Below are 25763 nucleotides of genomic sequence, written 5' to 3'. Positions count from 1 at the left end.
AGGCAGAACAGCCATGACCGAACCGGACCGACTGGGGCACTGGGGGCCCTTCGGGGGGCGCTTCGTCCCCGAGGCCCTCATCGCCGCCCTCGAAGAGCTGGAGGACGCCCACGCCAAGGCGATGGACGACCCGGCCTTCACCGCCGAGCTGGAGAGGATGAACCGCGAGTACGCGAACCTCCCCTCCCCGCTGTACAAAGCGGAGCGGCTCTCGGCGGAGGCCGGTGCGGACCTCTGGCTGAAGCGCGAGGACCTCAACCACACCGGCGCGCACAAGATCCGCAACGTGCTGGGCCAGGCGCTGCTGACCAGGCGGATGGGCAAGAAGCGCGTCATCGCCGAGACGGGGGCGGGCCAGCACGGCGTCGCCACGGCGACCGCGGCGGCCTACTTCGGCCTCGAGTGCACCGTCTACATGGGCTCCGAGGACACCCGCCGCCAGGCGCTCAACGTGGCCCGCATGCGCATGCTCGGCGCCGAGGTCGTCCCGGTCGAGTCCGGCTCGCGGACCCTCAAGGACGCCATGAACGAGGCGCTGCGCGAGTGGGTCGCCACCGTCGACGACACCCACTACCTCATCGGCTCGGTCGGCGGACCGCACCCGTTCCCGAAGCTCGTGCGCGACTACTGCCGCGGCATCGGCGACGAGGCCCGCGCCCAGATCCTGGAGGCCACCGGGTCCCTGCCCGACGCCGCCGTCGCCTGCGTCGGAGGCGGCTCCAACGCCATGGGCCTGTTCACCGCTTTCCTCGACGACGACGTGGCCCTCTACGGCTACGAGGCGGGAGGCGACGGGTACGAGACCGGCCGCCACGCCGCGACCATCACCGCCGGAGAGGTCGGCGTCCTCCACGGCGCCCGCACCTACGTCCTCCAGGACGAGGACGGACAGACGATCGAGTCGCACTCCATCTCCGCCGGACTGGACTACCCGGGCGTCGGACCCGAGCACGCCCACCTGGCCCGGACCGGGCGGGCGGTCTACGAGCCGGTCACCGACGCCGAGGCCATGGAGGCGCTCGAACGCCTCGCCAAGACCGAGGGGATCATCTGCGCCGTCGAGTCCGCCCACGCCGTCGCCGGTGCCCTGCGCCTGGCCGAGAAGAGCCCCGGGTCGACGATCCTGGTCAACCTCTCCGGCCGCGGCGACAAGGACATGGAGACCGCCGCCACCTACTTCGGACTGGCCTAGGGAGAGAAGCATGACCGTAGAGAAAGCCTTCGCCCGCGCCGCGGAGGAGAACCGCGGCGTCCTGGTCGGCTACCTGCCGGCGGGATTCCCCACTTTCGAGGATTCTAAAGAGGCCCTTCGGGTCCTCGTCGACTCCGGAATCGACCTCATCGAGGTCGGACTGCCCTACTCCGACCCGGTCATGGACGGCCCCGCCATCCAGCGCGCCGCCGTCGACGCCCTCGCGGGAGGATTCCGCACCAAGGACGTCTTCGACCTGGTGGAGACCGTGTCCGACCGGGTTCCCGTGGCCGTCATGACCTACTGGAACCTCGTGGAGCGCTACGGGGTCGGCGCCTTCGCCGCCGACTTCGCCGGAGTCGGGGGAGCGGGGCTGATCACTCCCGACCTCATCCCCGAAGAGGCCGGGGAATGGGTAGCCGCCTCCGACGAGCAGGGGTTGGACAGGATCTTCCTCGTCGCTCCCTCCTCGACCGACCAGCGCGTCCGGGAGACGGTCGAGCTCTGTCGCGGCTTCGTCTACGCGCAGTCGGTCATGGGCGTCACCGGCGCCCGCGACCAGGTCTCCAGCGTGGCGCCCGCGCTCGTCGAGCGCACCCGCAAGCACACCGACCTGCCCATCGGCGTCGGCCTGGGCGTCAAGGAGCGCTCCCAGGCGACCGAGATCGCCTCCTACGCCGACGCGGTCATCGTCGGTTCGGCCATGGTCAACTGCTACCTGCGGTCCGACTCCACGGCCGAGGGGCACCGCGCCCTGGCGAAGCTGACCGAGGAACTCGCCGCCGGAGTCCGCGACAAGTAGGACACCTGGCCCGGCCGATCGCGATGGCGGGCGCTACGATACGTCCCAGACCCGCGATCACCGACCGAGAAAGTCCTTTATCCGTGGACCTGGCATTCATTCCCAGCCCGAGCGTGTCCGAGTGGCAGCTCGGGCCTTTCACTCTGCGCGCCTACGCCCTGAGCATCATGGTCGGCATCGTCGCGGCCGTGTGGATCACCGAGGCCCGCCTGCGCTCCCGCGGCGCCCCCAAGTGGGCCACGCTCGACGTCGCGGTGTGGGCCGTCCCCTTCGGCATCATCGGCGCCCGCCTCTACCACGTCTTCACCACGCCCCAGCCCTATTTCGGCGAGAACGGCGACCCCGCCAAGATCATCGCCATCTGGGAGGGCGGACTCGGCATCCCCGGCGCCGTCCTGGTCGGAGCCCTCGGCGCCTACATCGCCTGCCGCAAGATGAACCTGCCCTTCCCCATGCTCGCCGACGCCATCGCCCCCGGGCTCCCCGTCGCGCAAGCCCTGGGCCGCTTCGGAAACTGGTTCAACCAGGAGCTGTACGGAAAACCCACCGAGGTCTGGTGGGCCCTGGAGATCGACGAGGCCTACCGCGAGCCGGGCTACTTCCAGTACGCCACCTACCACCCGACCTTCCTCTACGAGGCGCTCTGGAACGTCGGCGTGGCCGTGGCCGTCTGGGCCGCCGACCGCCGCTTCAAGTTCGGCGCCGGACGCGCCTTCGCCCTCTACGTCCTCCTCTACGGCGTGGGCCGCTACTGGGTCGAAGGCCTGCGCATCGACCACGCCGAAGTCTTCCTCGGGCTGCGGCTCAACCAGTGGACCAGCATCCTGATCGTCCTCGGAGCCCTCGTCTACCTGTGGTTCAAGCGGGGCGACGAGCGCCGCGTGTTCACCGCCGTGGACGGCAGGCGCGTCCTGACCGACTGGAACTCGGCCGACGCGAAGGAGTGCGGCTACGTCTCCGGGCGACTGCCCCGCGGCGTCCACCTGCCGCTCGACGACGAGGCCCCGGCGCACAAGCCGGAGGACGCGGAGGAGTCCGGCGAGAAGACCGCCGAGCCGGAGACCAAACCCGCCGAGAAGCGAGACCGAGACCGGAAACGCGACCGGGGTCTGGACTACTGAGGGCCCGGACCCCGAGGAAGAGCCCGCCGACGACTCTTCCGACGAGATAGAGGATAATGGCGGAAAATCGAACGATTCGGTTAAATCAGACAAAGACGGGGAGTAACGCCCCGCACGCGAAACGAACAGTCCGCTCCCTGCTCCGGGGACGCCCGCGATGGCGCCTCCGGGGTAGGGTGAGGCGGCGGCCGCGGACAGTCCCGCGGTCCAGGAGTCCTCTCCCCGAGCAGGTGTGAACAAGTGCGCCAGAGACGTGCCGTCGTAGTAGGAGCCGGCGTCGCCGGGCTCGCCAGCGCGCTCGCCTTGTCCAAGGTCGGATGGCGGGTGGCCGTACTGGAGTCCCGCGAACGCCTCCAGAAGCGACCCGTCCTCCTCTTCCTCTGGGAATCAGGCGTCAAGGCCCTGCGCCAACTGGGCATCGACGCGCGCCTCGACCTCGGCGCCCGGGCCCCCGACCGCGTCACCATCCGCGACCAGGCCGGCGCCGACGTCGGCAGCCTCGCGCTCGCCCCCGCCGACCCCGAGTCCGTCCGGCCGGTCTACGTCCGCCAGGACCGCCTGTTCGAGGCGCTGGTCGCCAAGCTCGGACCCTCGGTGGACCTCGTCCACTCCACCACCGTCAGCCGCGTCGACCTCGTCCGCCTGGCCGCAGGCGACCGGACCCGCCGCTGGGACGCCGACTTCGTCGTCGCCGCCGACGGCACCGGATCGACCATCCGCTCCCTCCTCGAACCGCGCTCCAAAGCCGTCGACGCCGGAGCGGTGGCCTTCAACGCCGTCCTCCCGCCCCACCGCGCGCCGCGCCGCGAGGGCGACTCCGCCGAGATCCACGGCGCGCACGGACGCCGCTTCTCCTACGCCGACCTCGGCGAGAACGGCGCCGCCTGGATGGCCATCGTGCCCGGGGGACTGCGCCCCGAATCCGCCCAGATCCAGCACGAACTGCTCAACCGGTGGTTCAGCGGCTGGCCCGACCCCGTCGCCGCCTACCTCGGCGCCACCCGCCCCGAGGACCTCGTCCAGAGCCTCGTGCGGACCGTCGACCCCCTCCCCACCGGCCTCCACCACAAGTCCGGCGACGGCGGCCACCTCCTCATGGTCGGCGACAGCGCCTCCGGCACCGCGCCGGTCTTCCCCGTCGGGGCGACCGTCGCCCTCGAGGACGCCGCGACCCTCGGATGGGCCCTGCACCAGGCGCCCGAGGACATGGACGCCGCCATGGACCACTACCGGATGCAGCGGCGCGGACGCCTGCAGGCCCTGCACCGCTTCGGGCGGCGCCACCTCAAGCTCTCCAGCCGCAAGAGGAACCTCATCACCTCCCTCGTCCGCGCCACCCCCGACGCGTGGCTGGAACGCTACGTCCGCAACCTCAGCCGATGGGAGCTGCCCGACGACATGTGGTGGGTCGACTATGCCTGAGCCGACGGGCGAACCCCGGATCCCCCGCCAGCGCGAGCCGGCCGCCGAACCGCGGCCCAGGGGCGCAAGACCCGCTCGAGAACCCGACCCGCTGACCGTCATGGCCATGGACTCCGTCCTCTCGCGGCTCGACGACCCCGAGCCCTACCGCGGCGACCCCCGCCTGCCGCTCCACGCGATAGGGGAGTGGGTCCTGGGCAAGCTGTGCGGACCGGACTTCCTCGACCTCGCCGACGCCCGCTTCGCCTCGTACACCGGGACCGAGCCCTCCGCGGTCGACCTCCACGTCCTCCAACTGCTGGCCGTGCGCCCCCGGCTCGGCTTCGAGATCGAGCGCACCGGCCCCCACGCCAAGGAAGAGGTGCGCGCCTCCCTCCGCGCGCTCGCCGAGGCCGGCGCCGTCTCCCCGCTGCCCAACCCCGCGTGGCGGGAGGAGCCCTCGTGGCGCCTCGCCGACCCGATCCTCGCCTACCGCTACGGATTCCTGGCCGAGAACTTCGACCGCTGGCGCCGCGGCCGCGTCAACCGGCTGCTGTGGCTCAAGACCCGGGCCCGCCTCCACCGCGCGGTGTTCCGGCCGCATTTCTACGGGCTCGCGCGCGACTGGCTGGTCGGACGCGGCTCCGGCGCCGCTCCCGCCCGGGTGGTCCTCCCCGACAGCGAACAGCGCAAACTCCTCGTCCTCGACATCGCCACAGCGGGAGACTCCGGGGAGGCCGCCGCCCTCGGCACCGGCCGGTGGCAGCTGCCGCTGCGCCCGCACCAGCGGGGCCGCATGGCCTACATCGCCGAACGGCTCGGGCATTCGGGGCCGGCCTACGCCTTCCACTGCGTTCCGCCCCCCGAACCCTCCTCGAACGACATCCCCGCCGCCGCCCTCCTGTGACCGCCCGAGTGCGCCGCGACGGCGGGGGAGTGCTGTCTCTCGACACGCATTCCCAGGTGGTTCGCCCCCGGACAGAGGAGGTAAGCTAGTGGCTCCCATACACCTATAGTGCAGAACAGTCAAGGAGTGACAATGGCGACAGGCGTTGACGCGGTGGTGGCCGGAGCCGGCGGCTTCATCGGGGGTCACCTGGTGAAGAGCCTTCTCGACGAGGGCAAGACCGTCCGTGCGGTCGACATCAAGCCCTTCGACGAGTGGTACCAGGTCCACGAGCCGGCCGATAACCACTCGCGCGACCTCTCCTTGCTGGAGGCCGCGCAGGAGTCCGTCGCCGGCGGCGTCGGAGAGTACTACAACCTGGCCTGCAACATGGGTGGCATGGGCTTCATCGAGAACAACAAGGCCGCCTGCATGCTCTCGGTCCTGCCTTCCACGCACACGCTCATGGCCGCCCGCGACGCCGGCGCCGAGCGTTTCTTCTACTCCTCCTCGGCCTGCGTCTACGCCGGGTACAAGCAGACCGACCCGAACCTGACGGCCCTCAAGGAAGAGGACGCCTACCCCGCCGACGCCGAGGACGGCTACGGCTGGGAGAAGCTGTTCAGCGAGCGCATGTGCCGCCACTTCCGCGAGGACTTCGGCCTGCAGACCCGTGTGGCCCGCTACCACAACATCTACGGCCCGGAGGGCACCTGGGACGGCGGCCGCGAGAAGGCCCCCGCCGCCGCGTGCCGCAAGGTCGCCCTGGCCGCCCTGACCGGGAACAACGAGATCGAGATGTGGGGCGACGGCGAGCAGACCCGCTCGTTCACCTACATCGACGACTGCGTCAAGGGCACCAAGATGATCACGCGCGGCGACTTCACCGAGCCGATCAACCTGGGCTCCTCCGAGATGGTCTCCATCAACCAGCTCTTCGAGCTGGTCGCCGAGGTCGCGGAGACCGAGATCAAGATCAAGCACATCGACGGACCGCTGGGCGTGCGCGGCCGCAACTCGGACAACACCCTCATCCAGAAGGTGTACGGCTGGGAGCCGTCCATCAGCCTGCGCGAGGGCATCACCCAGACGTACCGCTGGGTCTACGACCAGGCCAAGAAGTCCTACAACCTCTAGGGACATGGCCGAACCGCAACTTCGCCGCGTCGACGTCCTGGGCGTCGGCGTGTCCACCGTCAACCAGGACATGGCCCTGGACGAGGTCACCCGCTGGGTCGACCAGCGCGAGCGGCACTACGTGTGCGTCACCGGCGTGCACGGCGTCATGGAGTCGCAGCGCGACGAGGAGCTCAAGGCGATCCACAACGCCTCGGGCCTGACCACTCCCGACGGCATGCCCATGGTGTGGGCGGGCCGCGAGGCCGGCGCCGAGTGGATGGACCGCGTCTACGGCCCGGACCTGATGCTCAACGTGCTCCGCCGCTCCGCCGAGCGCGGCTGGTCGTCGTTCCTCTACGGAGGCAAGGAGGGCGTTCCGGAGCTTCTGTCCGAGAAGCTCGCCGAGCGCATCCCCGGGGTGAAGATCGCCGGGCACTACTCGCCGCCGTTCCGCCCGCTCACCGAGCAGGAGGACGAGGACATCTGCAAGCGCATCAACGACTCCGGCGCCGACCTGGTCTGGGTCGGGCTCTCCACGCCCAAGCAAGAGCGTTGGATGGCCTCGCACCGCGACAAGTTGACCGCACCGGCGCTCTTCGGCGTCGGCGCTGCGTTCGACTTCCACGCCGGACTGGTGCCCCAGGCCCCGCCGTGGCTGCAGCAGCGGGGGCTGGAGTGGGCCTACCGGCTCACCAAGGAGCCCAAGCGGCTGTGGAAGCGGTACTTCCGCAACAACCCGGCCTACCTGTGGAAGATCCGCAGGAACCCGCCTTACCTGCGCGACTGAGTCATCCGGTCCACGACGTCTAGGGCCCGCCGGGAGTTCGCTCCCCGCGGGCCCTTTCCATGTCCGCTCCCCTCGCGGAGACTTCCGGGGCCGCCTCGACCGGGCCTAGGGCGTCGTCTTCCGCCTCCGGCGCCTTCTACGGTTTCGGGTCCAGCATGCCCGACAGGAGGTCCGCGAGGTCCTTGCGCAGCCGTTCGGGCTCGGGTGCCCCGCCCGCGCCGGCGACGGCTTCGAAGGTGACCCCCTCTATATGGGCGATGATCATGAGCCCGTGGCGGACGGGCTCGCGCGAGCCGGACGCCTCCATGAGCCTGATCGCCAAGTTTCTTATGTCCCCGCCCATTCGGTCGTACACCGCTCTCAACTCCGGGCGCCTGTTGGACTCCAGCGCCATCTCGAACCTCGCCAGGGTCTGCTCGCGGTGGGCCGTGTACTGGTACTCGAGGGCGCCGGCGATGAACTCGACGAGGGCCTCCCGCGGCAGGGGCCGGATCTCGCCCGCGTGGGAGTGGGCCTCCTGCAGTTCGTAGAGGCGGTCGAGGACCAGTTCCAGCAGGGCCTCCCGCGAACGCGCGATGTTGGAGGTGGAGCCGGTGGGGAGTCCGGCCCGTTCGTCGACCGCCCGGTGTGTCAAACCTCGCATTCCGCTGTTAACCAGCAGTTCTATGGCCGCGTCGGCCACCTGTTCGGATCGAGTTCTCGCCATGGGGTTATACTACACCTGTAGTCGTACTACATCTGTAGTGAAAGGGGATTCCCATGCGTCGCGCCATAGTGGTCGGGGGAGGCATCGGAGGACTGACCGCCGCCCTGAGCCTGCGCTCCAAGGGATGGCGGGTCGAGGTCCACGAGCGGGCCGAGGCCCTGGAGAACGTCGGGTCCGGGCTCGCCGTGGCCTCCAACGCCCTGCGGGCACTGGACACCATCGGCCTGGGGGAGCGGGTCCGGGACCTCGAGGCCTTCCAGGGGTACGCCGCGGGCGTGCGCACCTGGGACGGCCGATGGCTCATGCGGACCGACCAGGAGGCGGCCGTCGAGCTGTTCGGCGACACCACCGTCGTCCTGAAGCGGCCCCGCCTCGTCTCCCTCCTCGCGGGCGAGCTCGACGACGGAGAACTGCTCCTGGGCAGCCGCGTGCGAAGCGTGGACGCCGAGAAGGGACTCGTGGCCACCGACTCCGGTGAACGCGAGGCCGACCTCGTCGTCGCGGCCGACGGCATCCGCTCCTCCCTCCGCCGGAGCCTCCTGCCCGAGCACCCCGGGCCCGTCTACTCCGGGCAGGTCACCTGGCGGACGGTCGTTCCGCACCTGCCGGAGAACCTCACCGCCACCGAGTTCTGGGGACGAGGGCGCCTCGTCGCGACCATGCCTCTATCCTCGCGCGAGACCTATGTCTACGCCTCGGCCCTCCTCCCCGAGAGAGGCAAGGCCCCCGACGAGAAGCGGCTCCTGCTCGACATGTTCGACGGCTGGGCCGAGCCGGTGGGCGAGCTGCTGGAGAAGGCCGAACCGGAGAAGGTGCTTCGCAACGACGTCTACTTCATGGAGACGCCGATTCCGCGCATGAGCGTGGGCAAGGTGGCCTTCCTCGGCGACGCCGCGCACGGCATGACCCCCAACCTCGGGCAGGGGGCGTGCCAGGCGATCGAGGACGCCGTCGTGCTCGCCCACCATCTCGACAAGGGAACCGGCCTCGACGGCTACGACCGCGACCGCAGGCCGCGCACCGCCATGGTCGTCAAACGCTCCAAGAGGACGCAGGACATGGCCCTCCAGTCCAACCCCGCCGCGGTCGCGATCCGCAACGCCGGCGTCAGGCTGGTATCCCGCTTCGCCGCCCGCTCCTCGTTCAAGAGCCTGGCGCCCGTGCTGGGATGGAGACCGCCGGCGGATTGAGGAGCGCTCGCGGGCGACGTCGAATAGTCCTCCGTCCGACATCGCCCTCCCGGGAAGGAAGGGGCCGTTCCGAATCGCTTCCCTTCCGTCTCGGCGCCGACAGGGAAGGGGCGGCCCCTCGGGGCAGGGCCCCTCCCGTAGCCGATCCGACTGTAACCCCCGCCACCGCCGCTGGACGGCCCGCTTGCCCCGCCCCCGCTGTGCTGCGATCATGGGTCGGTGCCGAGTATGACTGCCGCCCTTGCTGATCGCGGACATCCTCTGGCGCGGTGGATGCACTCTACGTTCCCTTACTACTACCGGATCACCCGCCCGGTTGGCCGGATCCTGGGCAAGGCCGCGGTCGACCCGCCGAGCGGTACCGACCACGAACTGCAGGAGTCCTCCATAGACTGGTGGATGCGGTTCCTCGTCGACGTCTCACCGGACATGAGCGCGCTCGACCGGGTCGCCGACTCCAGCGCCGCGGACCGCCCCGACATGGCCTTCCCCTCCTACTACCGGTCGTGGTCCTTCGCCGACGAGGACACCGGGGAGCGGCGGGTCTTCCAACGCTCCACCGAGGACGAACAGGCGAGGATGTGCCGGCTGCTGGCCGCGATGACGGCGGTGGACCGCACAGGCGCGATCCCCTCCGTCCTCGCCACGTCCGACCCCGGACGGCTCGAACACCTCGCCGCCCCGGCCGAGCTCACCGACCTGATCGCCCTGAAGGACCTGGCCGTGCGGGACTGGCTCCCCGTGGCGCTCACCGCCGGGGACCAGGTCGCCACCGGTCCGGCCTTCGAGGGAGCGCACTACTTGACGGCCGCGGACGACCTGATCACCGGGGACGTGCTCTGGAGGGTCAAGGGTGATCCAGGAGCTCCGCGCATGAACGGGCACCGGTTCGTCTTCTCCCGGGAGGACCTTTTCCGGCTCCTCGGCAGCTTCCTCCTCGACTTCTCCGACGCCTACGCCGTCAGGCGGATCGGTCTCTGGCCCGCCCGCTTCGGCAGGGCGGTCACCTGGGACGTCCAGGCCGTCGTGAACGCGGCCACGGGGAGGAAAGTCGACATCGCCTACCTCAGAGCGCAAGTGGCCGAACTGTTGAAGGACATCGGCCGGCCTCCGGAACCTCATATAGAAGAGGCAGGAGTCGATAGCGGATGATTCGAGGCCGTGTTCCAGGCCGGAGATCACTACTCGTCCTGTTATGAACGGGGCCTGTTCGTCAGTGTGCCGCACCGAGCGTTCCGGTGCGGCTTCCTCACCGCGCATGCGATTCCTGTATGAATTGCGGTGAGGAAGCCGTCATCTGAAGGCCTTCGCGGGCCCGGTGTATGAATGCCAGGAAGGCAAATAAGTCGAGGTAGTTCTTCACGGTGTTCCGCAGTGTGTCGGCATGCGAGTAAATGTCGGCGATCGTCTCGATGGGGTGCCTGGTCTCAGCCTTGTTCGAGTCAAGGGTGCCGAGGTGCTTGCGCCTCTTCGAGTTGAAATGAAGTCGGGCGATCGTCTTCCTGTTGTTGTCGTCTAGGAGGACGGCGAAGTAGGTTTTCGAGTCGCGGTAGGTGATGCGTTCGAGGGGGACCTCGGAGCAGACGATCGCCTTGATGACTTGGAAACCGGCTAGCTCTTCTTCTGTCGTCACGATACCGGACCCGTCGTCCTCGTCCGTGGATTCTCCGTTGTCCTGGTCGATGTCCGTCTTGTTTTCAGGGGAACTAGTGCCGGACTCCAATGCCGTTTTGAGGCGGTCATTGACCCGCTCGTTCATGTACTGGCCGGCGGCCTTCAGAACTAGGGGTGTGAACTGCTCTTTCACCTTCTTGGTGAAGGGGCCGTCGTAGACCTGCGTGGTGAAGAACCGGATCCAGTCGTCGGCGGGATTCGTGAACTGAGCGGCGAAAAGCCTTTTGATCTGCCCCAGATATTTCAGTTCTTCCGCGGCACTCACTACCGAATCCAGGTTGAAGAACTCTTTCGACAGTTTCGCGAGTTCGGGGATCAGTGTCTCATCGGTGTCCAGGAGGTCTAGGACGAGGAAGGGTTTGGCATCCATTCGGTTGGGGGCGTCGAGGTCTGTATAGAAATGATAAATGACCCCGTTCGTAAGGATTGCTATACGCGCATGCGTAGCTGCAAAATACCGAAAAAGCTGGGAGGCGTGTTCCAGGGTCAAGGGTCCATTGGACTTCTTGCACTCGACCAGAATCTGCACGTCGCCTTCGTGGAAGATGGCGTAGTCGATCTTCTCGCCCTTCTTCACCCCTACATCGGCCGTGAACTCGGGAACGACCTCTTTCGGATCGAACACATCGTAGCCGAGGACGTTGGATATGAAGGGCATGATGAAGGCGTTCTTCGCCGCCTCCTCTGTGGTCACGGAGTCGACTTGATTCTTGACCTTGTCGGAGAGTGCGGAGAGCTTTTCGGAAAAGTCCACGAAGTCTTCCTTTCGAGAGTGGGTACAGCAGTGCCTCTATGGCAATATCACTGAGCGCCAAGGTGACAGGTTGCGGCGGGGATATCGTATCAAGATATTGCGCCATTTAGAAGTCCACTGAGCTGCTTCGTAAGGTAGACAGTGTTCGAGGCGGACGTTGAGCTAGACCGTGTCGTCCGGGTAGGCGGAGCTTCGCTCTACGTTGTTCCAGAAGTCCGGGACTCCGTCACTGCCGGGCTGGGATTCATGGCCTGTCACCGATAATGCTCAACAGCAGCCTGTGGGCCTCCGCGTCGGCCGCGGCCACGAGTCCGAGACCGCCCACGCCGACGGGACCGCCGTCGAGCGCGGTCACCGTTGCCCCCGCCGCCCGGCACAGCGCGATGCCCGCGGCGAAGTGGACGCTGCTGGCGAAGTCCTCCCCGTCGGTCACATAGGCCGCGCGCTTGCCCGCCGCGACCCAGGCGAGCGCGAGCGAGGTGGAGACGACCCGGGGACGGAACAGGGCCCGGAAGTCGGGATGCCCCAGCATGCCGAGCACGCTGAAGCGCGGGGCGCCGGGGAAGGGCGGATCGAGGTTGACGTCCACGAGGCGGCTTTCGGCGGTGGGGGAGAGTCGTGAGTCCCGGCCGTCCGCGTGGCTCCAGGCGCCCGTGCCGTCGGTGAAGTAGAGGTCGCCGTCCATGGGATCGGCGACGGCGGCGGGACCGCCTCGCAGGGCGACGTTGACCGCGGCCGGTCCGGTGCCGGCGGCGTAGTTCAGCGTGCCGCAGAGCGGATCGACCAGCCACTGGCGTTCGGACTCGGCGGCGCCCTGCCGGCCGCCCTCCTCACCGAGGACGGCGTCGCCGGGGCGGTGCGCTCGCAGGACGCGGAGGATCGCCCGCTCGGCCGCGATGTCGGCGTCGGTGGCGAAATCACCGCCGCCCTTGTCCACGCGGGAGAGGCTCGCGCCGGCCATGCGGCGTACGACGTCGGCTCCGGCGCGTGCGGCGGCCACGGCCACGGCGGTGTCGGAGAGCGGGGGCGCCTCGGCAGAAGCGGGTTCCGGGGCTGCCATGAGCCCTAGGCCATCTCGGCCTGGAACATCCAGCTCTGCTTCTCGAGCTCGGCGGTGATGCCGATGAGGAGGTCCTGGCTGACGGAGTCGGTGGAGCCGAGGGCCTCGATGCGGTGGCGCATGTTGGCGATGGTCGTCGTGTAGGCCTCGACCATGAAGGTCACGACCGTGGTGTCGGGGAGCGAGCCCTCCTCGAGGGCGGGGAGGCCGGACTCGGCGGCGACGGTGGAGGCGCGTCCGTCGGCGTTCGCCCCGATGGCGACCAGCCGCTCGGCGACGGTGTCGGCCGACTGCCGCGCGAACTCGACGACGTCGTCGAGCTGCTGGTGGAGGGCGCGGAAGTTCTTGCCGTAGACGTTCCAGTGCGCCTGCTTTCCCAGCAGGGACAGGTCGATCAGCTCGGCCAGGGACTCCTGGAGCGCCGGGGCGGCGGAGGGGCGCTCCCCGTCCGACGGGGCGGTGCTGGTGGTGGACATGGGCCGTTCCTACTTTCTCAGGCCTGGGGTCTGGACTCCGGGCGTCCCGGAAGGGGCGCCTCGCCCCACTCTAGTATCGACCGCTGTCAGGTAGCTGGGAACGTACGGGGTGTGCGGCTCAGGACTCTCGGGGCACGAGAAGGGGGCCGCCGCGAGTGCGACGGCCCCCGGGTGGGACGGGGTTGAGGTCTGTCAGACGTCGACGCCCTTGCCGCGGAACCACGCGGTGGGCTCGGTGGGCTCACCGTTGACGTGGACTTCGAGGTGGATGTGCGGACCGGTCGAGTCGCCGGTGGAGCCGACCTGGGCGATGACGTCGCCGCGCGAGACCTTGTCGCCGACGGAGACGTTGATCGCCGAGTTGTGGCCGTAGTAGCTCTCGATGCCGTTGCCGTGGTCGATGATGACCAGGTTGCCGAAGCCGCCGTTGACGCCGGCGAAGGTGACGGTGCCGCCGCCGATCGCGTTCACGTCGGAGCCCATGTCGGCGGCGAAGTCGAGGCCGTTGTGCATGGCGCCCCAGCGCATGCCGTAACCGGAGGAAATGGAGGCGGAGGAGGGGAGCTGCCAATTCGGCTCTGCTGCCTTCTTCTTCTCCTCTTCGGCCTTGCGCTTTTCTTCTTCGGCTTTCTTTTTGGCCTCTTCGGCCTTTCTCTTCTTTTCTTCCTCGGCCTTTTTCTTCTCCGCGGCGGCCTTCTCGGCGGCCTTTTCCTTCTGGATGCGCTCCTCGAGGATGGACTGGGCCTCGGAGAGCTCGTCCTCCTCCGTCTGGCGGTCCTGGAGCTTGTGGGAGGCGAAGTAGGCCTCGGTGGCCTGCGGGTCCTTCTGGTCGACCCGCGCGGTGTTGGCGTACGCGACGCTTCCTCCGGTCAGGACGACGGCGGTGAGGGCCGCGGCGACGATGCGCCAGGCGTGGCGGTCGCGGCGCATGTGGCGGCGGCGAAGAATCGCACGGATCCGGAGGTTCTGCGTGTCTTCCGGCTTCGGCTCGGAATTTTCTCGGTGATTAGCCATGATGCGGGCGAGCCTAACGAACCCGATTCGGACAACAATTCTACTAACGTGCGATAGCACGTCCAATCTGGAACGCGCGATATCGAACTGTCCCTCTTCGGGCGAGCGGGGTCGTCCGAACGGCGGAAACGCCGGTCACGGTGAGTGGCCGCCTCGACGCGATGCGCCTCACTGAGGGGTGAAAAGCGTTCGACCGAGCGGCCCGGTTGCCCCTACACTTGACACTTGGCCTCGCGGCGCGAGACTTGCTATCTACCAGGAGGAATTAGTGATACAGGCCACCGATTTGCAGCTGCGTGCGGGCTCTCGCATCCTGTTGGACGGAGCGAACCTGCGCGTACAGGCCGGCGACCGCGTCGGTCTCGTCGGCCGCAACGGGGCGGGCAAGACCTCCACCATGAACGTGCTGGCGGGCCACGCCGAACCCTACACGGGGAAGGTGGACCAGTCGGGGCCGTTCGGCTACCTCCCGCAGGACCCCCGCTTCGCCGACCTGACCCAGATCGCGCGCGACAGGGTCCTCTCGGCCCGCGGCCTGGACGACATCGCGATGCGGATGAAGAAGATAGAGACGGAGCTGGCCGAGACCGCCGACGAGGTCCGCCGCGACAAGCTAGTCGACAAGTACTCGCGCCTGGAGGAGCAGTTCTCCACCCGGGGCGGCTACCAGGCCGAGTCCGAGGCCGCGCGCATCACCGCCAACCTGGGCCTGGAGGAGCGGATCCTCGAGCAGCCGCTCGAGACGCTCTCGGGAGGACAGCGCCGCCGCGTGGAGCTGGCGCGCATCCTCTTCGCCGACGACGGCGACAGTGTCCTCCTGCTCGACGAGCCCACCAACCACCTGGACGCCGACTCCATCAACTGGCTGCGCGGCTTCCTCGCGGGTCACAAGGGCGGACTGGTCCTCATCACCCACGACGTCGACCTGCTCGACGAGGTCGTCAACAAGGTCTGGTTCCTCGACCCGACCCGCTCGGAGATCGACGTCTACAACCTCGGCTGGTCGGCCTACCAGCGCCAGCGGGCCGAGGACGCCGAGCGGCGCCGCCGCGAGCGCCAGAACGCCGAGAAGAAGGCCGCCCAGCTGCACCGCCAGGCCGACAAGCTCGGCGCCAAGGCCACCAAGGCGACGGCCGCGAAGGTCATGGCCCGGCGCGCCGACGCGATGCTCGACGAGCTGGAGGACGAGGCCATCGAGGAGAAGGTAGCCGACGTGCGCCTCCCCCGCCCCGCGTCCTGCGGAAAGGTCCCGCTCACCGCGGAGGGGCTGTCCAAGCACTACGGCTCCCTGGAGGTCTTCAGCGGTGTCGACCTGGCCATCGACCGCGGTTCCCGGGTGGTCATCCTCGGGCTCAACGGCGCCGGCAAGACCACGCTGCTGCGCATGCTCGCCGGAACCCTGGAACCCGACACGGGCGAGGTCCTCCCCGGCCACGGCCTGCGCATCGGCTACTTCGCCCAGGAGCACGACACCCTCGACCACGAGGGCACCCTCCTGGACCAGATGCGCAGCGCCTCCTCTCAGGCCGGCTCGGACCTGAACGACACCGAGCTGCGCAAGATCCTCGGAGCGTTCCTCTTCAGCGGGGACGACGTCCACAAGCCGGTCAAGGTGCTCTCCGGCGGTGAGAAGACCCGTCTGGCCCTGGCCTCGCTGGTCACCTCGGGCGCCAACGTCCTCCTGCTGGACGAGCCGACGAACAACCTGGACCCGGCCAGCCGCCGCCAGGTGCTGGACGCCGTCGACGCCTTCGAGGGCTCGATCATCATGGTCACGCACGACCCGGGCGCGGTGGAGGCGCTGCGCCCCGAGCGGGCCATCCTGCTTCCCGACGGCGACGAGGACCTGTGGTCCGACGAGCTCATGGAACTGGTCGAACTGGCCTGACCGCCGTCAGACCGCGTAGACGACGAGGATCGCGCCGACGGCCGCGACCGCGGTGGAGACCAGCGGCGCGGGCGACACCGGGCTGCGCCGGCCCTCGCGGTTGGCCGTCGCCGCTATGACCAGCCACGGCGTGAGCGCGATCCAGGCCAGTCCCGCGCGGGGCACCGCCCCCGCCACCAGCGGTGTGAAGACCATCGCGGCCAGGGGGCCGACCATGAGCGGCCAGGTCGGCGCGCCCATGCGACGCAGCGACGCCACGGCGGCGGGTCCGGCGGCGGCGAAGGCGAGCGCCGGCGTGGCGGCCAGCGACCAGAGGTGGGCGGGGTGCTCCTTCAAGGCGCCCCAGGCCCCCGCGTAGGTTCCCACGAGCTCGGCCGGCCAGGAGTGGTCGAAGGCGGAGAGGGTCCCGAGCACGGCGACGCCCGCCGCCGCGCTCCACCAGATGGCGGTCGCCCGGCGGCGCTGGTAGTACACGCACAAGAGAGTCAGCCCGAACCAGGCGGCACTGTAGGACAGCAGTACCGCGGCCGCCAGCAGTGCCCCGGCCGAGGCGGCGCACGCCCGCGCCGTCCACAGGGGGACCCGCCGCTCGGAGGCCTTGGCGGCGCAGGCGACCGCGGCGGCGATCGCGGCCACCGCGATCCCGTCCATGCCCACGCTCACCCAGATCGCCCAGGGGCCGAGGATCAGCACGGGCGCCACGGTGCGGGCGGTCAGCGGGCCGGCCAGGGACTTGACGGCCACGAGGATCAGGGGAGTGGTCAGCGACCCCAGCGCGCACAGGATGAGCGCTATGCCGAACCGCGAGGCCGAGACCTGGTCTATGAACGCCAGTCCCCACCGGGCGGCGGCCGTCGAGTTGGACGGGGGCGTCGTGTCCACCTGCGTGTGGAGGGCCGCCGTCCAGGCGAAGGACCCCATGTAGGACAGGGCCAGGACCGAGTGCCAGGGCCAACGGGCCGTGCGCGGCAGCATGGCGAAGCCGAGGACGGCCACGAGGATCGCCGGGGCCGCCACCGTGCCCACCGTCGGGAACGGAGAGGCGCCCGAGGGCCACCAGCCGAGCAGGCGGCCGGACGGCGAATCGGAGGACAGCGCCGCCGCGGCGGAAACGGACATGGCCGCGGCGAGGAGGCCCAGCCACCACGCTACGTCGCGCAGTTGCCGTCGTCGGTCCTCCTCTGCCGGAATGGATTGCGCTGTGGCGGGCATGGTCTCGGCGGCGGTAGGCGGTTCTCTCACTCTGCGGGTCCTGACAGGGCACGGGCGTTACGTCTGAGACTGTCGTTCAGGCGTCCTCGGACCAGCATACGCCAAAACGGTCGAACGACCTGCGACACACGCGAATGTGACGGACCACCGGAAAACGTGAAGGCCGCGCGGTGGCCGAGATAGTCTGGACGGGTGCCCGGAATAGACGTCGCCCACCGCCCCGACCTCGTGGAAGTGACGCTCCCTGAGCACCTCTCCCGCACGGTCCTGGCCGAGCTGGCCGAGTTCGGGCGCACCCTCACCCCCCTGGACCGCACCGTGGTCCTCCGCCTCGGGGCCCCGGGCCATTGGAGCGGTCCCGCCGGCGACGACCTCGCCGCCGCCTGGACCCAGGCGACACAGTGGACCGCCAGCCCCAGCCACACCGTCATCGCCCTGCTCCCCGGAGCGGTCCTGCGAGGAATGGCCGCCAACCTGGCCTCCTGCGCCGACCTGCGCCTCGCCGACCCAGACGCCGCCCTCACGCTGGGCGACCCCGGCCTCGACGGCCGCCTCTGGCCGATCGACTCGCGCGAACTCCTCGAACGCGCGGGCGCCGCCGCCCACCTCCAGATCCTCGACGCCGACCGCCTGGCGGCCCTGGGCTACGTCCACCACGTCGGCCCCGAACCGGCGGCGGTCGCCCGAGCCACCGCCGCCGCCCACACCCCGGCGAGAGTCGAGAACAAGGCCCTCACCCGCAGGCTCGCCGCCCCCGGGCGCGAAGCCCGCCTCGCCGAAACCGAGGCCGCCGGAGCCCTCGACCTCCGGCCGGCCGACGAGTCAGGATAGGTCCCCGCCGTGTCCATGGGAATGGAGGCCCGCGAAGCGATGCGGGCCATGCGCCGCAACGACGGCGACGTAGAGTCGGTCACCATCGACGCGAGGACCCGCAAGAGGATCCTCTCCTTCGCCGCCCCCTACCGGCGCGAGATCGCCGTCTTCCTCCTGACCGTCGTCGTCGCCGCAGCGATCTCCGTGGCCGTCCCCGTCATCGCCGGACGCGTCGTCAACGAGCTGACCCTCCCCGGCGGCACCCGCTCGGGAGTCCTCGTCCTGGCCGGGATCATCGTCGGCCTGGCCGTCCTGGAAGCCGGGACCTCGCTGCTGCAGCGCTGGTACTCCGCGCGCCTCGGCGAGGGCATCATCTACGACCTGCGCCGCGGCGTGTTCAGCCACGTCCAGGCGATGCCCGTCGCCTTCTTCACCCGCACCCAGACCGGCGCGCTCATCTCGCGCCTCAACAACGACGTCATGGGCGCCCAGCGCGCCTTCACCACGACCCTGTCCGGACTGGTCTCCAACGGCATCTCCGTGGCCCTCACCCTGGCGGTCATGTTCACCCAGTCGTGGCTGATCACCCTCTTCTCCCTCGTGCTCGTGCCGCTCTTCCTCCTGCCCGCCAAGAGGGTCGGCCGCAAACTCGCGGGCCTCACCCGGGAGTCCTACGACCTCAACGCCGACATGGGCGCCCAGATGAACGAGCGCTTCACGGTCGGCGGAGCCACCCTCGTCAAGCTCTTCGGCCGCCCCGAGGAGGAACAGGGCACCTTCTCAGAGAAGGCCGGGCGCGTACGCACCATCGGCGTCACGACCGCCATGTACGCGCGCACCTTCATCGTCGCGCTCGCCCTCGTCGCGGGGCTCTCCCAGGCCCTCGCCTACGGCATCGGCGGCTGGCTGGTCTTCGACGGCCAACTCGACCCCGGAACGGTCGTCACCCTCGCCCTGCTCCTGACCCGCCTCTACGGCCCCCTGACGGCGCTGTCCAACGTGCGCGTCGACGTCATGAGCGCCATGGTCAGCTTCCAGCGGGTCTTCGAGATCCTAGACCTGCGGCCCATCATCCGCGAGAAGGACGACGCGCGGGAACTGCCCGCCGAGGCCTCCTCCGTCTCCTTCGACCACGTCTCCTTCCACTACCCGAGCGCCGACGAGGTGTCCCTGGCCTCCCTCGAAGTGGTCGCCCGCCCCGAGAGCGGCGACGGAGGGGAGGTCCTCCACGGCATCGACTTCAGTGTCGAACCCGGGCAGCTGGTCGCCCTCGTCGGGCCCTCCGGCGCGGGCAAGACCACCATCGCCAAGCTCATCCCGCGCCTCTACGACGCGACCGAGGGGGCCGTCCGCCTCGGCGGGCAGGACGTCCGCGACCTCACCTTCGCCACCATCGCCGACCACGTCGGCATGGTCGCCCAGGACGCCCACCTCTTCCACGACACGGTGCGCGCCAACATGGCCTACGCCAAGCCCGGCGCCACCGACGCCGAGATCTGGGCCGCCCTGGAGTCCGCGCAGATCGCCGAGGTCGTGCGCCGCATAGACTCCGGTCTCGACACCGTCGTCGGCGAACGGGGCCACCGCTTCTCCGGCGGCGAGCAGCAGCGCCTCGCCATCGCGCGGGTGATGCTCAAGGCCCCGCCCATCGTCATCCTCGACGAGGCCACCGCGCACCTCGACGGCGAGTCCGAGGCCGCCGTGCAGCGGGCCCTCAACACCGTCCTGGAAGGGCGGACGGCCATCGTCATCGCCCACCGGCTGTCGACGATCCGCAAGGCCGACAAGATCCTCGTCGTCGACGACGGCCGCGTCACCCAGAGCGGCACGCACCGCGAACTGCTCGACCAGGGCGGACTGTACGCCGACCTCCACCGCACCCAGAGCTGGGACGACGCCTAAAACAGTTGCGGGGGTGGCGGGTCCGCCGCATTCTTATCCCATGGAGATCAGCTATATAGAACCCGGCGACACCGCCTCCCTCGACGCCCTGTACGACGTCTACATCGCCGCCTTCGACCACGACGTGCCCCGCGGAATGAGCTTGAGCCGCGACCAGGTCCACGTCGAGTACGAACGCGGCTGGCCGATGCGCGAAGTCCGCCACTACCTCCTGCGCGACGGCAATGGGGCCGCGGTCGCGGGCGGCAGCATCTCACTGTTCCGCAATACGAACACCGAGTCGGCGGGCCTCGACATCGTCACCGACCCCGGGCACCGCCGCAAGGGGTACGGCACCGCCGTGTACGAACACCTGCTCGGAGTGGCCCGCGCGGAGGGCCGCGGCCACCTCTTGGCCGGAACCCACGCGCCATTGAACGACGCCGACGACGGCCACGACGACGCGGGGCGCCTGTTCGCCGAGAAGCTCGGATTCGACCTCGCCCTCACCGTGGTCAACCGGGTCTTCGCCGTCGACTCCCTCTCCCCGGAGCGCGAGGCCGAACTGTTCGACCGGGCCGACGCCAAGGCCTCGGCCGACTACGAACTGCGCACCTGGACCGGGCCGGCCCCCGAGGAGCTCCAGGAGGGCCTCGCCCGCATCGACTCCTCCATCATGGCCGAGGTCCCCCTGGGGGACATCGACCTCGAACCGGCCAAGATCGACGTCGACCAGCGCAAGTACACCAACGAGACCCGCAGGCTCGGCGGTTACGACCACGTCCAGACCGTCGCGATCCACCGCGGGACCGGCGACCTGGTCGCCAACACCGTCCTCCTGGCCGACCGCGAACGCCCCCTGGCCTACCAGGGCATCACGATCGTCAACCCCGGCCACCGCGGGCACCGGCTCGGACAGTGGCTCAAGATCGCCAACCTCCGCGCCCTCAAGGAGACGAAGCCGCACGTCGCGGAGGTCTACACCGACAACGCCGACGTCAACGCCCACATGAACGCCATCAACGAGGCCATGGGCTTCCGCCCGCTCGACCTGGCCCTCGAGTACCAGAAGAAGCTGTCCTGACACCCGCGGGGGAGGGGCGCGCCCCTCCCCCGAAAGGGCGGACGAAACGCCCCGAAGGGGTGTCAATACCCACACCCTGCGCATCGAACGCCCCTGCTAACACAGGCGTCCTGTAGGGTAGTCAGAAGGCCCAGCACAGAAGCCCGGCCTCATAAAGACCGCCGACCATACCCTCGGCGGCATCGACAGAGAGTTCAGGCGCGTCCCGCCCTCCACCTCAGACCCTGGTGAGAAAATCGCGGAACGTGCGTTGCGCATCCGCGAAAGGCATTACCACCGTATGACCATCGAAAACACCCTCGACGACGCTGCCCGCACACCGGAGTCCGGCTCCGAGCAGCACATCGACACCCCCGAATCCGCCGACGACGCGCCGGCCCCGCAGCCGGAGGCCGCCGCCGAAGAGGCGCAGCCCGAGACCGTCGAGGTCCCGGAGCAGGCCCCCGCCGAGGAGGAGGCCCCCGTGGCCGAGGCCCCGGCCGAAGAGGCCCCGAAGCAGGAGGACGCCCCCGCCGAGGAGGCCCCGGAGAAGCCGGAGAAGAAGGCCCTCGGATTCGACGACCTCGGCCTGCCCGACACCATCGTCGCCGCGCTCGCCTCCAAGGGCATCACCGAGCCCTTCCCGATCCAGACGGCCACGATCCCCGACGCCCTCAACGGGCGCGACGTCCTCGGACGCGGCCGCACCGGCTCGGGCAAGACCATGGCCTTCGGCCTGCCGGCCCTGACCCGCCTGGCCGAGGACGGCGTCCGCACCGCCCCCGGCCGCCCGCGCGCCGTCCTGCTGACCCCGACCCGCGAACTGGCCATGCAGGTCGCCGAGTCCCTCGAGCCTTACGGCGACGCCATCGGCATCTCCATGAAGGTCGTCTGCGGAGGCACCGCGTTCTCCCGCCAGATCGAGGCCCTGCGCCGCGGCGTCGACGTCCTCGTCGCCACGCCCGGCCGCCTGCGCGACCTCATCTCGCGCGGCGAGGCCAGCCTGGCCGACGTCGACATCGCCGTCCTCGACGAGGCCGACCAGATGGCCGACATGGGCTTCCTGCCCGAGGTCGAGGAGCTGTTCGACCAGCTTCCCGACGACGGACAGCGCATGCTCTTCTCCGCCACCCTCGAGCAGGAGATCGGCGTCCTCGTCCGCAAGTACCTCACCGAGCCGGTCGAGCACTCGGTCGACCCGTCGGCCGGCGCCGTCACCACGATGACGCACCACCTGCTGCTGATCGGCCCCCCGCGACAAGCGCGACATGACCGCCGCGATCGCCGGGCGCCCCGGCAACACGATGGTCTTCGTCCGCACACAGCTGGCCGTCGACCGCATCGCCGAGGAACTGGTCGAGTCCGGCGTCAACGCCGCGGGCCTGCACGGCGGCATGAGCCAGGCCGACCGCAGCCGCACCCTCGACCGCTTCAAGGACGGCAAGCTCGACGCCCTGGTCGCCACGGACGTGGCCGCCCGAGGCATCCACGTCGACGGCGTCGACTTCGTGCTGCACGTCGACCCGCCCAAGAACCACAAGGACTACCTCCACCGCGCCGGGCGCACCGCCCGTGCCGGAGAGTCCGGAACGGTCGCCACCCTGGTGCTGCCGCACCAGAACCGCCAGATGTTCCAGCTCATCGAGCGTGCCGGAGTAGAGGCCCAGCGCCACTACGTCCGCGACAACTTCGAGGCGCCGACCGTCGAGCTGCTGGGCGCCCGCAACTTCACCGAACTGCGCGCCGCCAAGGCTGAGCGCCAGATCACCGTCAACGACCGCGAGGTCAAGCGCCTGGAGCGCCAGATCGAGCGCCTCAAGGAGGACAACGAGGGCCTCCGCGTCAAGGGCGCCGAGCTGCGCGAGCGCGCCGAGCGCGAGATCATCGAGGGTCCGAGCGAGCGTCGCGGCGGCGGCAAGGGCCGCGGCAAGCGCGACCACGGCGACCGCGGAGGACGCCGCGACTACTCCGACCGCGGCGGCGACCGTCGCGGCGGCGGTCGCGGGGACAAGCGCGGCGGCTACGGCCGCGGACGCGACCGCGACTTCGGAGACCGCCGCGGAGGCCGCGACTTCGGCGGCGACCGCAGGGGCGGAAGGGACTTCGGCGGCGACCGCCGCCGGGGCCGCGACTTCGACGACCGCGGCGGCAAGTTCGGCGGACGCAAGAACGACCGCGGTTTCGACCGCGGTGACGACCGGCGCGGAGGCGGCTTCGACCGGGGCGACGACCGGCGCGGGGGCGGCGGCTTCGACCGTCGCGACGACCGGGGCGACGACCGCCGCGGCGGCGGTCGCTTCTCCGGCAAGAGCGACCGCGGCAACTGGCGCGAGTTCGACGACCGCGGCGACGACCGCAGGGGCGGCAAGCGCCACGGCGGTGGCGGAAAGCGCCGCTGGTAGAACCCGCATGACATGAGAAAAGGGGCCCCGAGGGGCCCCTTTTCGCGTCGGTGCGTCTCCGTGCCCGGTCTTCAGGCCGCCGCCGTCCCCTGCAGGACGGCCGTACGCGTTCCTGCCCGGTCAGTGCTTGCGGACGGAGTCCTCGACCAGCCGCAGCACGCTCTCCAACTCGATCTCGTCGCGGCCGGTCGCGAGGTAGCGCGACAGGCCGTCGTAGAAAAGCTGCAGGAAGCCGGCCAAAACCTCGATCGGGACGTCCTCCCGCAGGTGCCCCAGGTCGCGCTGCTTCCTGAGACGGGCGACGGAGGCCTCCCTGAGCGTCTCCCAGCGGGCGCCCCACTCCTCGGCGAACTCGGGGTCGGTCCGCAGTCGGCGCGCGACCTCCAGCTGCGTTCCCAGCCAGCCGCGCGTCTCCGACTGCTTCGCCTCGGCGACGAGGTCCTGCATGACGCCCACCAGGCCCCGCTCGGCCACCGTCTCCACCATCTCCGAGGCGTCCTCGCTGGCCACGGCCAGGAAGAGGGCGTCCTTGTCGCGGAAGTGGTGGAAGATCGCACCGCGCGACAGGCCCGTGGCCTCCTCCAGCCTGCGCACGGTGGCGCCCTCGTAGCCGAACTTGGCGAAAGTCGAGCGCGCGCCGTCGAGGATCTGCTGGCGACGCGAATCGAGATGTTCCTGGCTGACACGTGGCACTGTGCGAACCCTTCTTACGCCGAAAGTGGGACGCCGGTAATTTTCCCATCCTCCGTTCGGGAACGGGCCACCGCGTCGCCTATTCTGGTCGGTGATGCAGTTCAGTGACTTCTGGGACCGGATGGACTCCACCTTCGGCTCCTCCTACGCGCGGTCGATCGCGCTCGACCACAGCCTCTCCGACCTCGGGGGACAGACCATCGACCAGGCGTTCGAGCAGGGTGAGAACGCCAAGCGCATCTGGATGGCCGTCTGCCGGGAGTTCGGGGACCGAGTCCCCCGCCACCTGCGGCGGTAGAGATCACGGGCCCGTCCGGGCCGTTCGAAATGCTCATCCGCGACAATGTCGGACCCAGGTACTACGGTAGGTGACATGGCTAAGCAAACAGGTTCACGATACAGCGCCGCCGGAAGCGCGCAGGACAAGGCGAAGGCGCTCGATCTCGCGCTGGCGCAGATCGACAAGCAGTTCGGCAAGGGATCGGTGATGAAGCTGGGCGACAAGCCCAAGCAGAACATCAAGGTGATCCAGACCGGCTCGATCGCGCTGGACATCGCGCTGGGCGTGGGCGGCCTGCCCCGGGGCCGCGTCGTCGAGGTCTTCGGCCCGGAGAGCTCCGGTAAGACTTCCATCGCCCTGCACGCCATTGCGAACGTGCAGGCCGAGGGCGGCGTGGCGGCGATGATCGACGCCGAGCACGCGCTGGACCCGGTCTACGCCGAGGCGATCGGCGTCAACATCGACGAACTCCTGGTCAGCCAGCCCGACACGGGCGAGCAGGCCCTGGAGATCGCCGACATGCTGGTGCGCTCCTCCGCGGTGGACCTCATCGTCATCGACTCCGTCGCCGCGCTCGTGCCGCGCGCCGAGATCGAGGGCGAGATGGGCGACTCCCACGTCGGCCTCCAGGCCCGCTTGATGAGCCAGGCGCTGCGCAAGATCACCGGTGGCCTGAACCAGACGGGCACCACCGCGATCTTCATCAACCAGTTGCGCGAGAAGGTCGGTGTGATGTTCGGTTCGCCTGAGACGACCACGGGCGGCAAGGCGCTCAAGTTCTACGCCTCGGTGCGCCTGGACATCCGCCGTATCGAGACGCTCAAGGACGGCACCGACGCGGTCGGCAACCGCACCCGCGTCAAGGTCGTGAAGAACAAGGTCGGCTCCCCGTTCCGGCAGGCCGAGTTCGACATCATCTACGGCCTGGGCATCTCCAAGGAGGGCTCGCTGATCGACATGGGCGTCGAGCACGGCATCGTCAAGAAGTCGGGTGCCTGGTACACCTACGAGGGCGACCAGCTCGGGCAGGGCAAGGAGAAGGCCCGGACCAACCTCAAGGAGAACCCGGACCTGGCTCTGGAGATCGAGAAGAAGATCAAGGAGAAGCTGGGCGTCGACGGAGATGCCGAGGAGGCCCCCGAGGCCGCCGCGGAGGAACCGCCGGTCGACTTCTAACCGCGACTCCGGCGCCCGGTCGCGCCGCTCTGCGAAAGGGGCGGCGCCGAGGTCCCGCGCGTTGAGGGCCCGCGGAATCGGTCGCCCCGGTCCCTGACCGAGCGGTTTCGGAGATCCGTGTCCGGGAGGCGCCGACGCGGCGCTCCGGCCGGCCTGTGAACGACACTCCACAG

General features: G+C 69.5%; 23 protein-coding genes and 1 pseudogene. 17 read left to right on the top strand and 7 right to left on the bottom strand.

All coding sequences use genetic code 11. The features are described 5' to 3' along the window. Positions 1–13 precede the first annotated feature (13 nt). From trpB to ACFTE1_RS09915, 7 genes are all read left to right on the top strand, one after another. Positions 14–1192 (top strand): tryptophan synthase subunit beta, encoded by a 1179-nt coding sequence (trpB, locus tag ACFTE1_RS09945; RefSeq protein WP_380620556.1) that lies wholly within the window; start codon positions 14–16, stop codon positions 1190–1192. A 10-nt stretch (positions 1193–1202) separates the two neighbouring features. Next, positions 1203–1994 carry a tryptophan synthase subunit alpha gene (trpA, locus tag ACFTE1_RS09940; RefSeq protein ID WP_380620558.1) on the top strand — a complete coding sequence of 264 codons (792 nt, stop codon included), beginning with the start codon at positions 1203–1205 and terminating at the stop codon, positions 1992–1994. Positions 1995–2077: 83 nt separating this feature from the next. After that, a complete protein-coding gene (gene lgt / locus ACFTE1_RS09935; RefSeq protein WP_380620560.1) occupies positions 2078–3115 on the top strand; it encodes a prolipoprotein diacylglyceryl transferase in 1038 nt (345 codons plus the stop codon). 240 nt (positions 3116–3355) lie between these two features. Next, positions 3356–4537 (top strand): FAD-dependent oxidoreductase, encoded by a 1182-nt coding sequence (locus tag ACFTE1_RS09930; RefSeq protein ID WP_380620562.1) that lies wholly within the window; start codon positions 3356–3358, stop codon positions 4535–4537. Beyond that, entirely contained in the window at positions 4530–5423 is an 894-nt protein-coding gene (locus ACFTE1_RS09925) for a hypothetical protein (RefSeq protein WP_380620564.1), read from the top strand. The genes ACFTE1_RS09930 and ACFTE1_RS09925 overlap by 8 nt, the downstream gene beginning before the upstream one ends. 132 nt (positions 5424–5555) lie before the next feature. Next, positions 5556–6539, top strand: a complete 984-nt coding sequence (locus ACFTE1_RS09920; RefSeq protein ID WP_380620566.1) for an NAD-dependent epimerase/dehydratase family protein — start codon at positions 5556–5558, stop codon at positions 6537–6539. Between the two features lie 4 nt (positions 6540–6543). Further along, complete coding sequence (locus ACFTE1_RS09915) at positions 6544–7308, top strand: WecB/TagA/CpsF family glycosyltransferase (protein ID WP_380620568.1); 765 nt, start codon at positions 6544–6546, stop codon at positions 7306–7308. A gap of 136 nt (positions 7309–7444) precedes the next feature. On the opposite strand, the gene ACFTE1_RS09910 is transcribed toward ACFTE1_RS09915, so the two are convergent. After that, on the bottom strand, positions 7445–8014 hold the full coding sequence (locus ACFTE1_RS09910; RefSeq protein WP_380620570.1) for a TetR/AcrR family transcriptional regulator: 570 nt from the start codon (positions 8012–8014) through the stop codon (positions 7445–7447). Between the two features lie 53 nt (positions 8015–8067). Between ACFTE1_RS09910 and ACFTE1_RS09905 the strand changes: the two genes are divergently transcribed. Together ACFTE1_RS09905 and ACFTE1_RS09900 are read left to right on the top strand one after the other, a co-directional pair. Next, positions 8068–9204 (top strand): FAD-dependent monooxygenase, encoded by a 1137-nt coding sequence (locus tag ACFTE1_RS09905; RefSeq protein ID WP_380620572.1) that lies wholly within the window; start codon positions 8068–8070, stop codon positions 9202–9204. Positions 9205–9477: 273 nt separating this feature from the next. Beyond that, positions 9478–10356 carry a hypothetical protein gene (locus ACFTE1_RS09900; protein WP_380620574.1) on the top strand — a complete coding sequence of 293 codons (879 nt, stop codon included), beginning with the start codon at positions 9478–9480 and terminating at the stop codon, positions 10354–10356. Between the two features lie 97 nt (positions 10357–10453). Here ACFTE1_RS09900 and ACFTE1_RS09895 read toward each other — a convergent pair whose 3' ends face one another. The 4 genes from ACFTE1_RS09895 to ACFTE1_RS09880 form a co-directional block, all read right to left on the bottom strand. Next, positions 10454–11632 carry a type I restriction endonuclease gene (locus tag ACFTE1_RS09895; protein WP_380620576.1) on the bottom strand — a complete coding sequence of 393 codons (1179 nt, stop codon included), beginning with the start codon at positions 11630–11632 and terminating at the stop codon, positions 10454–10456. Between the two features lie 244 nt (positions 11633–11876). Beyond that, complete coding sequence (locus ACFTE1_RS09890) at positions 11877–12692, bottom strand: inositol monophosphatase family protein (protein WP_380620578.1); 816 nt, start codon at positions 12690–12692, stop codon at positions 11877–11879. 5 nt (positions 12693–12697) lie between these two features. Beyond that, positions 12698–13168: a Dps family protein gene (locus tag ACFTE1_RS09885; RefSeq protein ID WP_380620580.1), complete on the bottom strand. Its 471-nt coding sequence runs from the start codon at positions 13166–13168 to the stop codon at positions 12698–12700. A gap of 192 nt (positions 13169–13360) precedes the next feature. Next, complete coding sequence (locus ACFTE1_RS09880; protein ID WP_380620582.1) at positions 13361–14182, bottom strand: M23 family metallopeptidase; 822 nt, start codon at positions 14180–14182, stop codon at positions 13361–13363. 268 nt (positions 14183–14450) lie between these two features. Between ACFTE1_RS09880 and ACFTE1_RS09875 the strand changes: the two genes are divergently transcribed. Continuing rightward, the gene (locus ACFTE1_RS09875) at positions 14451–16070 is read left to right on the top strand and encodes an ABC-F family ATP-binding cassette domain-containing protein (RefSeq protein WP_380620584.1); all 1620 of its coding nucleotides are present in this window, start codon (positions 14451–14453) and stop codon (positions 16068–16070) included. Positions 16071–16076: 6 nt separating this feature from the next. On the opposite strand, the gene ACFTE1_RS09870 is transcribed toward ACFTE1_RS09875, so the two are convergent. Beyond that, the gene (locus tag ACFTE1_RS09870; protein ID WP_380620586.1) at positions 16077–17312 is read right to left on the bottom strand and encodes a hypothetical protein; all 1236 of its coding nucleotides are present in this window, start codon (positions 17310–17312) and stop codon (positions 16077–16079) included. Between the two features lie 162 nt (positions 17313–17474). On the opposite strand from ACFTE1_RS09870, the gene ACFTE1_RS09865 reads away from it, so the two are divergent. From ACFTE1_RS09865 to ACFTE1_RS09845, 5 genes and pseudogenes are all read left to right on the top strand, one after another. Next, positions 17475–18113, top strand: a complete 639-nt coding sequence (locus tag ACFTE1_RS09865) for a hypothetical protein (RefSeq protein ID WP_380620588.1) — start codon at positions 17475–17477, stop codon at positions 18111–18113. Between the two features lie 15 nt (positions 18114–18128). Then, on the top strand, positions 18129–19997 hold the full coding sequence (locus tag ACFTE1_RS09860) for an ABC transporter ATP-binding protein (protein ID WP_380620640.1): 1869 nt from the start codon (positions 18129–18131) through the stop codon (positions 19995–19997). Positions 19998–20037: 40 nt separating this feature from the next. Beyond that, positions 20038–21060 (top strand): GNAT family N-acetyltransferase, encoded by a 1023-nt coding sequence (locus ACFTE1_RS09855; protein ID WP_380620590.1) that lies wholly within the window; start codon positions 20038–20040, stop codon positions 21058–21060. 280 nt (positions 21061–21340) lie between these two features. After that, a pseudogene (locus ACFTE1_RS09850) lies at positions 21341–22123 on the top strand (DEAD/DEAH box helicase); the annotation flags it as partial. Positions 22124–22307: 184 nt separating this feature from the next. Continuing rightward, positions 22308–23441, top strand: a complete 1134-nt coding sequence (locus ACFTE1_RS09845; protein ID WP_380762691.1) for a helicase-related protein — start codon at positions 22308–22310, stop codon at positions 23439–23441. Positions 23442–23561: 120 nt separating this feature from the next. Here ACFTE1_RS09845 and ACFTE1_RS09840 read toward each other — a convergent pair whose 3' ends face one another. Further along, complete coding sequence (locus ACFTE1_RS09840) at positions 23562–24134, bottom strand: TetR/AcrR family transcriptional regulator (protein WP_380620594.1); 573 nt, start codon at positions 24132–24134, stop codon at positions 23562–23564. Between the two features lie 94 nt (positions 24135–24228). Between ACFTE1_RS09840 and ACFTE1_RS09835 the strand changes: the two genes are divergently transcribed. Next, positions 24229–24432 carry a DUF3046 domain-containing protein gene (locus tag ACFTE1_RS09835; protein WP_380620596.1) on the top strand — a complete coding sequence of 68 codons (204 nt, stop codon included), beginning with the start codon at positions 24229–24231 and terminating at the stop codon, positions 24430–24432. A gap of 75 nt (positions 24433–24507) precedes the next feature. After that, positions 24508–25590, top strand: coding sequence for a recombinase RecA (gene recA / locus ACFTE1_RS09830; protein ID WP_380620598.1), 1083 nt, complete (start codon positions 24508–24510; stop codon positions 25588–25590). Positions 25591–25763: the final 173 nt, after the last annotated feature.

The sequence above is a fragment of the Salininema proteolyticum genome (assembly GCF_042685645.1).
Classification (GTDB): domain Bacteria; phylum Actinomycetota; class Actinomycetes; order Mycobacteriales; family Micromonosporaceae; genus Salininema; species Salininema proteolyticum.
This window is presented reverse-complemented; position numbering and strand designations above follow the sequence as displayed.